Origin of the sequence: Kitasatospora sp. NPDC089913, from assembly GCF_044748625.1 — a bacterium.
Classification (GTDB): domain Bacteria; phylum Actinomycetota; class Actinomycetes; order Streptomycetales; family Streptomycetaceae; genus Kitasatospora.
In genome coordinates, this window is record NZ_JBIVGI010000005.1 from 84,008 (window position 1) to 97,214 (window position 13,207).

General features: G+C 73.5%; 11 protein-coding genes. 5 read left to right on the plus strand and 6 right to left on the minus strand.

Annotated elements, in window-relative coordinates; genetic code table 11:
• Positions 1 to 21 precede the first annotated feature (21 nt).
• Positions 22 to 1,041 (minus strand): hypothetical protein, encoded by a 1,020-nt coding sequence (locus tag ACIPYS_RS10150; protein ID WP_400745262.1) that lies wholly within the window; start codon positions 1,039 to 1,041, stop codon positions 22 to 24.
• A gap of 63 nt (positions 1,042 to 1,104) precedes the next feature.
• Complete coding sequence (locus ACIPYS_RS10155) at positions 1,105 to 1,653, minus strand: SigE family RNA polymerase sigma factor (RefSeq protein WP_093860469.1); 549 nt, start codon at positions 1,651 to 1,653, stop codon at positions 1,105 to 1,107.
• A gap of 141 nt (positions 1,654 to 1,794) precedes the next feature.
• On the opposite strand from ACIPYS_RS10155, the gene ACIPYS_RS10160 reads away from it, so the two are divergent.
• The 4 genes from ACIPYS_RS10160 to pyk all read left to right on the plus strand — a co-directional run bounded on the left by ACIPYS_RS10160 (position 1,795) and on the right by pyk (position 7,460).
• Positions 1,795 to 2,469, plus strand: coding sequence for a hypothetical protein (locus ACIPYS_RS10160; protein WP_093860470.1), 675 nt, complete (start codon positions 1,795 to 1,797; stop codon positions 2,467 to 2,469).
• A 110-nt stretch (positions 2,470 to 2,579) separates the two neighbouring features.
• A complete protein-coding gene (gene pta / locus ACIPYS_RS10165; RefSeq protein WP_093860471.1) occupies positions 2,580 to 4,709 on the plus strand; it encodes a phosphate acetyltransferase in 2,130 nt (709 codons plus the stop codon).
• Entirely contained in the window at positions 4,706 to 5,938 is a 1,233-nt protein-coding gene (locus tag ACIPYS_RS10170) for an acetate kinase (RefSeq protein ID WP_093860472.1), read from the plus strand. Before pta ends, ACIPYS_RS10170 begins: the two co-directional genes overlap by 4 nt.
• Before the next feature lie 94 nt (positions 5,939 to 6,032).
• Positions 6,033 to 7,460 (plus strand): pyruvate kinase, encoded by a 1,428-nt coding sequence (gene pyk / locus ACIPYS_RS10175; protein ID WP_093860473.1) that lies wholly within the window; start codon positions 6,033 to 6,035, stop codon positions 7,458 to 7,460.
• 79 nt (positions 7,461 to 7,539) lie between these two features.
• On the opposite strand, the gene ACIPYS_RS10180 is transcribed toward pyk, so the two are convergent.
• The 4 genes from ACIPYS_RS10180 to trxA all read right to left on the minus strand — a co-directional run bounded on the left by ACIPYS_RS10180 (position 7,540) and on the right by trxA (position 12,058).
• On the minus strand, positions 7,540 to 9,015 hold the full coding sequence (locus ACIPYS_RS10180) for a hypothetical protein (protein WP_093860474.1): 1,476 nt from the start codon (positions 9,013 to 9,015) through the stop codon (positions 7,540 to 7,542).
• Positions 9,012 to 9,644, minus strand: coding sequence for a DUF6114 domain-containing protein (locus ACIPYS_RS10185; protein WP_400745266.1), 633 nt, complete (start codon positions 9,642 to 9,644; stop codon positions 9,012 to 9,014). The genes ACIPYS_RS10180 and ACIPYS_RS10185 overlap by 4 nt, the downstream gene beginning before the upstream one ends.
• A 126-nt stretch (positions 9,645 to 9,770) precedes the next feature.
• Positions 9,771 to 10,436: a DUF6230 family protein gene (locus tag ACIPYS_RS10190; RefSeq protein ID WP_093860476.1), complete on the minus strand. Its 666-nt coding sequence runs from the start codon at positions 10,434 to 10,436 to the stop codon at positions 9,771 to 9,773.
• A 626-nt stretch (positions 10,437 to 11,062) separates the two neighbouring features.
• A complete protein-coding gene (trxA, locus tag ACIPYS_RS10195) occupies positions 11,063 to 12,058 on the minus strand; it encodes a thioredoxin (protein ID WP_400745268.1) in 996 nt (331 codons plus the stop codon).
• Between the two features lie 538 nt (positions 12,059 to 12,596).
• Between trxA and ACIPYS_RS10200 the strand changes: the two genes are divergently transcribed.
• Positions 12,597 to 13,157: a TetR/AcrR family transcriptional regulator gene (locus ACIPYS_RS10200; protein WP_231978765.1), complete on the plus strand. Its 561-nt coding sequence runs from the start codon at positions 12,597 to 12,599 to the stop codon at positions 13,155 to 13,157.
• Positions 13,158 to 13,207 lie beyond the last annotated feature (50 nt).

Below are 13,207 nucleotides of genomic sequence, written 5' to 3' on the forward strand. Positions count from 1 at the left end.
CGGAGCGGCGGCCCGACGGCGTCAGGGGCCGGGCGGGGGGAACGCGGGCAGGGTCAGGGGGCCGGAGAGGGCCCCCTCCGTGGACGGGAGCTCGGGGGCCGAAGGCCCGGTGGGCGAGGGCGGGACGGGCGAGGGCGAGGGCGAGGCGCCGCCGTTGTCCTGACCCGTCCAGGGCCTCGGGAAGGTAGCGGGGTCGAAGGGGAACAGCGTCCCGCTGATGCTCCCGCCGGTACCCGCCCCGGCGGTGGACAGCGTGACGACGGGGTGCTCCGGAATCGCGGCCAGGACCCCCGTCCACCGCTGGTCCGTCACCACCTCGGCCATCCGGTCCGGCGTCATCGGCGGGTCGACCCGGGTGATGCCCGACCCCTGCTCCAGCGGTTCGCGGTTCCACTCCTGCAGCAGCAGCTCGTAACCGCTCGTCGTGTCGAGCTTGGCGGACCACATCTTCGACCCGGCCGGTTCACCGTCCCGGGTACCGGCCCGGTACAGGACCAGCAGGGAGCCGTCCGCCGTGACGGTCTGGGTGCAGCTGTCGGGCGCGGTTGCGTAGGCGCAGCCGTCGCCGCCGGCGGGCACGCTCCGGCCGCGCGTGATCGAGAACAGGTACTGCACCCGGCCGTTGCCGTCGTCGTGGGTCAGCCGGACCTGCGGGGTGCCGCTCTCCGTCCCCCGCGCCTCGCCGACCTGGACCACGCTCCCGGCCGGCAGCAGCGGCGTCAGCAGGTCGAGGAACTCCTGGCCGGACACCGGCGCCGCGGTCGCCCCGGCGGACGGCGCGCCCGCCGCCGCGACCCGGCCGGTGCCACCGCCCGGCAGGCCGGCCAGCGCCACCCCGCCGACGCCGACCAGGGCCAGCGCGGCGGCGCCGGCCAGCACCGACGCCCGCCGGCGGCGGCGCAGTCGGCGCCCGTACGACCAGCCGGTGTCGACCAGCGGCAGGGGCTCGGTGTGGAACGTCTCCCCCGCCCGGGCCATCGCCGCGGAGAGGTCCTGCTCGTACTGGGTGTCGGTCTCGGGAAGGTCCCGGTCTGCGGGCATGCTGAACCACCGTTTCGGGTCGGTCGGTCGATGAAGGTCGGTCGATGGAGGTGGAGCGGGAGCTCAGTGGTCGGCGAGGGCGCGCAGGTCGTCGCCGAGCACGGCCCGGATCCGGGCCAGCGCCCGGACGGACTGCGTCCGCACGGCGCCCGGGCTGCGGCGGAGGATCTCGGCGGTCTGCTCGACGCTGCGGTCCTCCCAGTAGCGCAGGACCAGCACCGCCCGGTCGCGCGGCGAGAGCCGGGCGAGCGCGTCGACCAGCGCCAGCCGCAGCGCTGGGTCGCCCTCCCTGGCGGCGGTGTCCGGAACCGCGTCGACCGGCTGCTCGCCGCTGCTGCGCCGGCTGCGGTGCGACAGGAAGGCCCGGACCAGCACGGTGTGCGCGTAGCCGGCCGGGTTGTCGATCCGCTCGCGCGGGGCGAACCAGGAGGTCCGGTGCCACTGGGCGTAGATCCGCCCGAGCGTCTCCTGGACCAGGTCCTCCGCCAGGTGGGTGTCACCGCCCGCGAGCAGGCAGGCGGTGCGGTACAGGTGCGGGGTCCTCGCCGTCGCGAAGGCCCGGAAGTCCTCGTCCCGGCCCGCCTTCGTCCGTAGCTGACTCTCTCGTGCCATCCGCCGGGCTCCCCTGCCTCGTTTTCCCCTACACCTGAATGACCTGCGGACGGCCGGGCACGTTACAGGCACCCGCCGAATTCCCTCCGCCCCGCGGCTAGGCTCCCCGCCGGGGACGTCGGTGGGGACCGGGGGAGCTTCGTGGGGACGGTGCTGGGGTGGGGGTACGTGCTGCTGCCGCTGGTCTGCTGGGCGGTGCTGGCGCGGACCAGGGCGGTCGGGGCGGCGGTCGCCGGGGGGCTGGCCGCGTTGGCGGTCGTCCCGGTGGGCCTGGAGTACGGCTGGTTCCACAGCCGGGCCGTCGCGGAGTCGCAGGCCGGCTATCCGCTCGCCGCCGGACTGGTCGTGCTGCTCGGCGCCCTGGCCGAGCACCTGCGGCGCGGCCACCGGCCGGCCGGCGGGTCCGGCCGGACCACCGCCGCGATCGCCCTGACCGCGGCGCACGCGCTGCTCGGCCTCGTGGTCGGCCTGCTCTACCAGCTCGCCGTGCACGAGCCCTTCTCGCCCGAGCGGTACGAGCTGGCGCTGCCGCCCGGCCTCGCCGTCGAGCACGACAGCGGCCCGGACCGCGACTGCGGCCTGCACACCTGCCTGCGCGAACTGACGGTGGTGAGCACCGAGGGCCTGCCCGCCGCCGAGGTCGCCCGCCGGCTGCGGGAGCGGCTGACGGCGGACGGCTGGCGCACCCGGCCGGACCTCGTCCTGGCCCGTCGGCACGGGTGGCTGCTGGACAAGCGGATCACCCTGCTGACCGTCACCGAGCGGCCGGCCGGGGTCGCCGTCGAACTCGCCGGTCCGGACCGCTCGCCCTGGTGACCTTCGGCCCCTTGCCCCCGCCCGACCGTTCCGCTCGCCGACACGCGTTCACGGTGCGAATGTATGGTCGATATGACCACTTCCTGGGACGACGGGACGGAGAGAACCGCGTGGCGCGCAGCGTGTACGTGACCGGGATCGACCGGGGCGACGGCCGGCAGGCGGTGGAGCTCGGGGTCATGGAGCTGCTCACCCGCCAGGTGGACCGGGTCGGGGTGTTCCGTCCGCTGGTGCACGCCTCCGCGCAGGGCGCCGCCGGCTCCGACCACGTGGTCGAGCTGCTGCGGGCCCGCTACCGGCTGGACCTGCCGCCGGCCGACCTCTACGGCCTCGACTACGAGGCGGCCGCCGCGCTGCAGGCCGCCCAGGGCCAGGACGAGCTGGTCTCGGTCCTGGTGGACCGGTTCCGGGCGCTGGAGCGCCGCTGCGAGGCGGTGCTGGTGCTGGGCACCGACTTCGCGGACACCAACATCCCCGACGAGCTGGCCTTCAACGCCCGGCTGGCGAACGAGTTCGGCGCCGCCGTGCTGCCGGTGGTCGGCGGCCACGGCGAGGACGCGGACGCGGTGATCGCCGAGGTCCGCAACGCCCACCGCGCGTACACCGACCTCGGTTGCGAGACCCTGGCGATGGTCGCCAACCGGGTCGCCCCGGCGGCCAAGCAGCCGGTCCAGCGCAAGCTGACCGAGAAGCTGCCGATCCCCGCCTACGTCATCCCCGAGGAGCCGGCGCTGGCCGCGCCGACCGTCGCCCAGCTGGTCGAGGCCACCGGCGCCGAGGTGCTGATCGGCGACGCCTCCGGCCTCGCCCGGGACGTGCGCGGCTTCGTCTTCGGCGGCGCCATGCTGCCGACCTTCCTGGACGCGCTGACCGAGGGGGCGCTGGTCGTCACCCCCGGCGACCGCGCCGATCTGGTGATCGGCTCGCTGGCCGCGCACGCCGCCGGCGCCCCGCCGATCGCCGGGGTGCTGCTCACCCTCGGCCAGCACCCCGGCCCGAACGTGATGGCGCTCGCCGCCCGGCTGGCCCCCGGCACCCCGGTGGCGGTCGTCCCGGAGGGCAGCTGGCTCACCGCCGCCGCCCTGACCCATCTGGAGGGCAAGCTCTCCTCGGCCAGCCCGCGGAAGGCCGAGATCGCCCTCGGGCTGTTCGAACTGCACGTGGACACCGCCGAGTTGACCAATCTGATCGAGGTCGGCCGGTCCGAGCGGGTGACCCCGATGATGTTCGAGCACGCGCTGCTGGAACGGGCCAGGGCGGCCCGCCGGCACGTGGTGCTGCCGGAGGGCACCGAGGAGCGGGTGCTGCGCGCCGCCGAGATCCTGCTGCGCCGCAACATCTGCGACCTCACCCTGCTCGGCGAGGTCGACGCCGTCCGCCGCAGGGCCGCCGCCCTGGGCATCGCGCTGCCCGAGCCGGACGCCGGGGCCGACCGGGCCCAGGTGCGGATCGTCGACCCGGCCACCAGCCCGCTGCGCCGCCAGTTCGCCGAGCTGTACGCCAAGCTGCGGGCGCACAAGGGCATGACCGTGGAACTGGCCCTGGACGTGGTCACCGACGTCTCCTACTTCGGCACCCTGATGGTCCAGGAGGGCATCGCCGACGGGATGGTCTCCGGCGCGGTGCACTCCACCGCCGCCACCATCCGGCCCGCGTTCGAGGTGATCAAGACCTCGCCGGGCGCGTCCATCGTGTCCAGCGTCTTCTTCATGTGCCTGGCGGACAAGGTGCTGGTCTACGGCGACTGCGCGGTCAACCCGGACCCGGACGCCCAGCAGCTGGCCGACATCGCCATCCAGTCCGCCGCCACCGCCGCCCAGTTCGGGGTCGAGCCGAGGGTCGCGATGCTGTCCTACTCGACCGGCACCTCCGGCTCCGGGGCGGACGTCGACAAGGTCCGCAAGGCCACCGAGCTGGTCCGCGAGCTGCGCCCGGACATCCTGGTCGAGGGGCCGATCCAGTACGACGCGGCGGTGGACGAGTACGTCGCGGCGACCAAGCTGCCGGGCTCGGCGGTGGCGGGCCGGGCGACCGTGCTGATCTTCCCGGACCTCAACACCGGCAACAACACCTACAAGGCGGTGCAGCGCTCGGCGGGCGCGGTCGCCGTCGGGCCGGTGCTCCAGGGGCTCCGCAAGCCGGTCAACGACCTGTCGCGCGGCGCGCTGGTGCAGGACATCGTCAACACGGTGGCGATCACCGCCATCCAGTCCCAGGAGCGCACCGAGGTGAAGGCATGAGTGAAGGTACCCGCGTCCTGGTGCTGAACGCCGGGTCCTCGTCGGTGAAGTACCAGCTGATCGACATGCTGGACGGCGCCCGGCTCGCCTCCGGCCTGGTCGAGCGGATCGGCGAGACCGGCGGGCGGCTGGTGCACACCCCGCGCGGCGGCACCGAGCGGGAGGCCGCCCAGGCCTTCCCCGACCACGGCGCGGCCCTCAAGGCGGTCGCCGAGGAGCTGGCCGCCGACGGCCTCGGCCTGGACTCCCCCGAGCTGGCCGCGATCGGGCACCGGGTGGTGCACGGCGGACTGCGGTTCACCGAGCCGACCGTGATCACCGACGAGGTGCTGCGGGAGATCCGCCGGCTGATCCCGGTGGCGCCGCTGCACAATCCGGCCAACATCACCGGCATCGAGGTGGCCCGCGCGCTGCGGCCCGACCTGCCGCAGGTGGCCGTCTTCGACACCGCCTTCCACGCCTCGATGCCGGAGTACGCCGCCCGGTACGCGATCGACCGGGCGGTGGCCGACGAGCACCGGGTGCGCCGCTACGGCTTCCACGGCACCTCGCACCAGTACGTCTCGCGGGCCACCGCGCGGCTGCTCGGCAAGGACCCGGCCGAGGTCAACGTGATCGTGCTGCACCTGGGCAACGGCGCCTCCGCCTCGGCCGTGAGCGGGGGGCGCTGCGTCGACACCTCGATGGGCCTGACCCCGCTGGAGGGCCTGGTGATGGGCACTCGTTCGGGTGATATCGACGCCGGCGTGGTCTTCCACCTGCACCGGGTCGGCGGCCTGTCGGTCGACGCGATCGACGACCTGCTCAACCGCCGCAGCGGGCTGCTGGGCCTGTGCGGCGACAACGACATGCGCGAGATCATGCGCCGCGCCGACGCGGGCGACCAGGACGCGCGACTGGCCTTCGACACGTACGTGCACCGGGTGCGCAAGTACGTCGGCGGCTACTACGCGGTCCTCGGCCGGGTGGACGCGATCGCCTTCACCGCCGGGGTCGGGGAGAACGCCGCGCCGGTGCGCGCGGCGGTCGCCGCCGGCCTGGAGGAACTCGGCATCGCCGTCGACCCGGAGCTCAACTCGGTACGCTCGCGCGAGCCGAGGATCATCTCTCCCGCGCTGCTGCCGTCCGGGAGCCGCGCCCGGGTGGCGGTCGCCGTCGTCCCGACCGACGAGGAGCTGGAGATCGCCCGGCAGACCTTCGCCCTGGTGCACCGATCGGCCGAAAACTGACCCATCGTCGTCTCGCTCCGCGGAATCCTTCGTCGGCGATTCCTTTCCATTCGGGCCGAATGCACCCATAACACGAACGGATAGACTGATCGATATGCGCCGAGCGAAAATTGTCTGCACCCTGGGTCCCGCGACGGACTCCTACGAACAGCTGAAGGCCATCGTCGAGGCGGGCATGAACGTCGCCCGACTGAACATGAGCCACGGCACCCACGCGGACCACGAGGAGCGGTACCGCAAGGTCCGCCAGGTCTCGGAGGACACCGGCAAGGCCATCGGCGTCCTGGCCGACCTCCAGGGTCCCAAGATCCGTCTGGCGACCTTCGCCAACGGCCCGGTGACCGTCGACAACGGCGACGAGTTCACCATCACCACCGAGGACGTCCCCGGTGACCAGTACATCTGCGGGACCACCTACAAGGGCCTGCCCGGCGACGTCAAGCCCGGCGACCCGGTCCTGATCAACGACGGCGTCATCGCCCTGGAGGTCGTCAGCGTCGACGGCCCGCGGGTGAGGACCGTGGTCGTCGAGGGCGGCGTGCTCTCGAACAACAAGGGCATCAACCTCCCCGGCGCGGCCGTCAACGTGCCCGCCCTGTCCGAGAAGGACAAGGAGGACCTGCGGTTCGCCCTCCGTCTGGGCGTCGACATGGTCGCGCTGTCCTTCGTCCGCAACGCCGCGGACGTCAAGGACGTGCACGCGGTCATGGACGAGGTCGGCATCCGGGTGCCGGTCATCGCCAAGATCGAGAAGCCGCAGGCCGTCGAGGCCATGGAGGAGATCGTCCTCGCCTTCGACGCGATCATGGTGGCGCGCGGCGACCTGGCCGTCGAGTACCCGCTGGAGCGGGTGCCGCTGGTCCAGAAGCAGCTGATCACCCTGGCCCGCCGGAACGCCAAGCCGGTCATCGTCGCCACCCAGATGATGGAGTCGATGATCCACGCCTCGCGCCCCACCCGCGCCGAGGTCTCCGACGTCGCCAACGCCATCCTGGACGGCACCGACGCGGTCATGCTGTCCGCCGAGTCCAGCGTCGGCAAGTACCCGGTCGAGACCGTCCGCACCATGAGCCGGATCTGCGAGAAGGCCGAGGAGGAGCTGCTCTCCCAGGGCCTCCAGCCGCTCAACCCGGGCCGCAAGCCGCGCACCCAGGGCGGCTCGATCGCCCGCGCCGCGTGCGAGCTGGGCGACTTCCTCAACGGCAAGGCGCTGGTCGCGTTCACCAAGTCCGGTGACACCGCGCGCCGGCTCTCCCGCTACCGTTCGCCGATCCCGGTGATCGCGTTCACCCCGGACAACGCCACCCGCAACCAGCTCTCGCTGAGCTGGGGCGTCGAGGCCCACGTCACCGAGCAGGTCGGCTCGACCGACGCGATGGTGGCCCAGGTCGACGGCGAGCTGCTGCGCATCGGCGAGCTGAACGAGGGCGACACCGTCATCGTCACGGCCGGCTCCCCGCCCGGGATCCCCGGCAACACCAACATGGTCCAGGTCCACCACCTGGGCACGCGCAGCGCGTAAGCGGCGCGGAACACGCCCGTGGGGCGGCCCCTCCTCGTCGGAGGGGCCGCCCCACGGGCGTTTCCGGAGCCGGGGCGGATCAGGCCGCCCCGGGGTACGGCTGGTCGTCGTTGTAGAGCTTCATGCCGGGGATCTTCAGGGTCCCGCCGAACTGGCCGGACTGGATCGCGGTCACCCCGGTCAGCTCGATCCACAGCGGCAGCTGGAGCTGGCCGATCAGGTCGTAGAGCCACTGCGGCAGCGGCCCGTCCGGAGTGAGGGTCAGCTCGCCCAGGTCGATCGGGATCGGCAGGCCGAGCACCTTGGCCAGGTGGCCGGAGAGCCGCTCGACGTACATGGTGACCGGGCCCTGGCGCATCGTCGAGACCGAGCCCGGCGCGCCCTTCACGTGGAAGGTCTTGCCGTTCCCCTGCAGCGTCGTCATGTGCAGGTTCTCGATGTCGACCGTCTCCACCTCGAACTTCAGCACCCGCTTGGTACCGGTCGGCGTCTGGACGTTGACCACGCCCAGCAGCACCGCGTGGTTCAGGGTGAGCCGGCTGGTCTGGAGGGTCCAGTTCTGGTCCGGCACCAGGATCGGGTTGTCCGGCGGCTTGCCGGCCGGGCTCAGCGCCTTGGTGTCGACCAGGCAGTTCGGGTCCTTCGACGGGGTGCCCGAGGCGGACGGCGTCGCCGTGGCGGACCCGGCGGCGGGCTTCGCGGACGCCTTGCCGGACGCCTTCGCGGAGGCCGACGCGGAGGGCGCCGTGCCGCCGGTGGCCGGGGCGCCGGTCGTGGGCGCCGCGGTGGGCTTCGGGCTCGTCGGCGCGGTGGTGCCCGGCGCCGTGGTGCCCGGGGCGGTCGGCGCGGCGGTGCCGGCCGGGGTGCCCGTCGGCCCGGTGGACGGGGCGGTGGACGGCCCGCCGGTCCGGGCCGGCGACGCGGAGCCCGACGCGGCGGGCGCGGGGGCGGCCGGGGCGACGGCACGGGTCCCGGCCGCCGGGCTCGCGGTGGCCGTCGGGCTCGGCGTGCCGCCCGGGAGGAGCAGATCGGTGACCCCGCCGACGATGTCGCCGATGAGTCCGGCCTGGACGACCCCGCCGCCGCCCGCCGTACGGGCCTTGGTGGCGGCCGGCTCCGGCGCGGTCGTGCCGGCCGCCGGGGCGGTCGTGGGCGCGGCGGGTACGGTCTCGGCGGGCGCCGTCACGGGCGGTGCCGCGGGCACCGTCGTCGGCCCGGCCGCGGGCGCGGCCGTCGGCTCGGGCGCGGTGGTGGCCGGCGCCTCGGGGATCGGGACGGACGGGCCCGGGATCGGCGGCGGCAGCTCGCTCTTGGGCACCGGTGTCTCGACGACCTTCGGCGGCGCGTCCGGGGCGGTGGCGCACGGCTTGCTGGCCGCGGTCTCCGCGATCGCCGGGTTCGGCGTGTACGTGGCGGCCATCAGCAGCGCGGTCGGCACCGCCGCCATCGCCAGCGCCCGGCCGCGCAGCCGGAGCCGTACGGGTGTGCGGGGCGCCGCGTGCCGGGGCGAACGGCGCTCCGCCGGCTCGGGAAGCTCCTCGCGCGGGTCGCTCACCGGACCTCCTTGGGCTCTACGGCCTGCTGCGCCGGAACGGTCCCCCCGGCGGCGGGCGGCTCGGCGGCGACCTCGGCGGCGGGCTCCTCGGGGACCGGCTGCTCGGCAACCGGCTGCTCGGCAACCGGCTGCTCCGCGACGGGCGCGGCGGAAGGCTGCTCGGTGGCGACTGACTCGGCCGTCGTCCCCTCGGCCGCCTCGGCCACGGTGGCGACCGCCGGCTCGGGCAGCTTGGCCCACGCCATCATCAGTCCGCCGCCGATCAGCCCCGGCAGCAGCGCCATGCCGAAGCCGGCGAGGTTGGAGACCGGGATCGACACCAGCGTCAGCAGCGTGGTGGCGACGCCCGCGAAGATCCGGACGGCGGGCTGGAACCAGGCGGTGAGCCCGAGGATGATCAGGAGCACGCCGATGATCAGCGAACCGGCGCCCGCCGTGGTCGACATGGCGATGGTCACGCCGCCCAAGGACAGGTGCGCGTAGGGGAAGTACAGGATCGGGACGCCGGCGATCATGGCCAGCAGGCCGCCCCAGAAGGGCCTGGAGCGGCGGAAGTCACGGAAGCCCCGCCAGAACGCCCCGACCAGGTTCCGATGTTCGGGCCGAGCCTCGGCCGTTGCGCTGGACATGGTGCAGCTCCTCGATGTCTCTACGAGGGAAGAACTGTGATGTCGGGCCGGGGGCGGTGTTCGCCGCCCCCGGCCCGCGTGGAACCCTCACCCGGACGTGCCGGTGGGCACGCCCTCAGCCGGGGCTCAGAAGCACTCGTTGCCCGCGCCGTCGCCGCTCTTGAGCTTGAGGCTCAGGCCGTTGAGCACGAAGGTGCCGGCCGAGGTGGCGCGCGCGGTCTGCTTGACGTCGGTCAGCACGGCCTGCTTGGCGGCCTGGGAGAAGCCCACCGCGCCGGTCGGGAGCTTCGCACCGGCCTCCTTCAGCGCCGGGTGGCCGTGCCAGCCCTGGGTGGCCGAACCGGTGAGGGTGGAGGCGTCCTGGCCGATGTTGATGTCGGTGAAGGTCGCGTCGGCGTCCAGCTGCTCCAGGTCGATGAGCAGGTTGTGCGCGGTGACCGGCTTCTTGTCGTCGTTGCCGGCGTTCAGCTGGAGGGTGATCTTGCCGAGGCCGAGACGCGACAGGTCGGTGACGACCGACTGGCAGAGGTTGTGGATCTCGGCGTCGTCGAAGGCCGAGACGGCGACCGGGTGCAGCGTTCCGTTGGCCTCGACGTCGACCGCGCCGAACTGGGCGAAGTTGTCGCCCTTCAGGTACGAGGTCTTCACCTTGAACTGCTGGCCGGAGACGCTGAACGACGCGGCGAGCGCGCTGTTGGCGATGGAGACACCGACCATCGCGGTGGCCGCGATGCTCGGGACCATCACCAGGGCGAAGCGCTTCCAGCGGGTCTTGCCGTGGGTCTGGGACATGCGTGTCCTCCTTCTGGACGTACATCTCCGGCTCCCCGGTGGCGCATCCCGCGTCAATGGGGGCCTGGGATGGGAGAGAGCTACGTCCTCGGTAGCGGAGAGCGCCGTGGCAACACGGGCGATCCCCCCGAGCGACAACCAGTGACCGCGCGGGCAGCGCGGCCTTGCGAAGGACAGGAACCGCCGTGGGAGCGGATACCCCCCTGCCTTCTCGCCGGCGGCGGGGCCGTCGGCAGCCCGGTGGGGATCCCCTACGTCGGGCCCGCCGACCGGCTGCCGGCGGAGGTCGAATCGTGGGGACCGGGCGTGCCGATGCTGCTCGAATCCCGGGCTGAGCACAAGAGGTCGCATTACTGACGGGTAATCCCATACGAGCCGAAACGATCATGGAATCGGCCAGGAAGACACGCAGAGTGACGAAATGGAGGATTAGTGAGGGCGAAATCCCTCGGAAACATCAGCGAAACACCCGTGGACGGTCACATGTCGTGACCGTCCACGGGTGTTGTCAAGATTTGGTAAACCTCAGCGGCGATGACCGGATTGTCGCCAAATCACCAGGCGGCACCGCAGGTCACCCGCCGTGTCACCGGGCCGGGCGCGGCACGCCGTTCGCGGCGACCGACTCAGAACAGCACCCGGGCCAGCGCCTGACGCGCCGCGGTGACCCGCGGGTCCTCGGTGCCGATCACCTCGAACAGCTCCAGCAGCCGCACCCGGACCGCGTCCCGGTCCTCGCCGAAGGTCCTGCCGACCGTCGTCACCAGCCGGCCGAAGGCGTCCTCGACGTGCCCGCCGACCAGGTCCAGGTCGGCCGCGCCCAGCTGGGCCGCGACGTCCTTGGGGTCGGCGGCCGCGGCCGCCCTGACCGTCTGCGGATCCAGCCCCTCGACCCGGTGCAGCAGTTGCGCCTGCGCCAGGCCGAGCCTGGCCTCGGTGTTGCCCGGCTGCTCGACCAGCACGTTCCGGTAGGCCTGGACGGCACCGGCCAGGTCGCCCCGGTCCAGCGCGTCGTGGGCGGCGGAGAGCGCCGGGTCCTCCGGTCGCTGCGGGACGGCGGCCTCGCCGCCCTCGGCCGGAGCGCCGGTGCCGCCGACGATGCCGAAACGCTGCTCGGCGACCAGGATCAGCTGGTCCAGCACCTTGCGGACGTTGGCCTCGTTCTCGGCCCCCTGGAACAGCGGCACCAACTGGCCGGCGACCACGGCCATCACGGCCGGGATGCCCTGGATGCCGAACTGCTGGGCGATCAGCTGGTTGGCGTCCACATCGATCTTGGCGAGCACGATCCGGCCGGCGTACTCCTCGGCCAGACGCTCCAGGATCGGGCTGAGCTGCTTGCAGGGCCCGCACCACTCGGCCCAGAAGTCGACGACCACCGGCACCTCGGTGGACCGCTGTACGACCTCGGTCTCGAAGGTGTCCTCGGTGACGTCGATGACGAGCTCGTAGCCGACCCCGGCCGGGGCGACCCCGGCCTCCTCGGCGGCGGCCGACTGGCGGGCCCGCTCGGCCCTGGCCTGCTCGGCCTTCTGGGCAGCCTCGCCGGCTGCCTTCACTGCGGCGAGGTCGACCGCGCCACGCAGGGCGGCACTGTTGAGACGAGAATTCCGTGGCTGCATGGCACCATCCTCCCCCGCTCGCGCCGCCGGTGGGCACCAACCTCCCGGAAATCGCCCCGCGCGGGCTGCGCGGTCCCGATCCCCGAGGTGGTGCGCCCACCTCCGAGTAGCCTGAACCGTTCGGCGCGGATCCCCATCCGCGCCCGCGCCGCTCCCGTCCCACGGGGACACGGCGCCTGGTCGTCGCTTTCGCTACGAGTCGTAGCGTAACTGGATCGGGGCCACCCGCCGCAACCCCTATCGGCAGTCGCCCGACGTGAGCTGGGCCACTTTCCCGGGCGCCCCGGCTGACCTGGGTGCGGAGGAGTCGCTACCGTTACCGGTCCCACCCAAGTTACTTACCGGTAAATCGCAAGGAGGCCCGGTGCCGGCCCCCCAGCCACCCGCGACCCCGCCGCACGAGGTCCGCCCGGCCGAGGCCCCCCAGGACGCGCCCCGGGGCCCCGGGCTCCCCACCCCCACCCGCTCCCCGGAGCCCCCCGAGGGGGGCTCCGCCCGGGCCAAGGGGCGGCCGCGCAGCGCCGCCGCCGACCGCGCCATCCTGGACGCCACCCGCGAGGCCCTCGCCGAACTCGGCTGGGGCGGACTGACCATGGGCCATGTGGCGACCAGGGCCGGGGTCGCCAAGACCACCCTGTACCGGCGCTGGCCGTCCAAGAACGAGCTGGTGGTCGACGCCGTCGCGAGCCTCTTCGACGAGCTGGTGATGCCCGACCTCGGCAGCCTGCGGGCCGACATCGAGGCGGTGGTGACCCAGTTCGCCGATCTGCTGGCCCGCCCGGAGACCCAGGCCGCGCTGCTCGCCCTGTTCGCCGAGGGCACCCGCGACCGTCAGCTGCGGAGGCGGATCCGGGAGGCGATCGTCGATCCGCAGAAACGGCTGGTCCGGCAGGGCCGGTCCGCCGCCCAGGCCCGGGGCGAGCTGGCCCCGGACTGCGACGAGGCCGCCGCCCGCGAGGAGATCGACATCATCTTCGACACCATCGCCGGGACGGTCGAGCACCGGGTGCTGGTCAGTGGCGAGCCGATCACCCCGGAGTGGACCCGCCGCTTCACCGGCCTGCTGCTCGGCCCGTTCCCGAGCCTGCTCGACGGCTGAGGGCGGCCGCAGGCACGCCGAAGGGCCGTCCGGCGCCACGGGGCACCGGA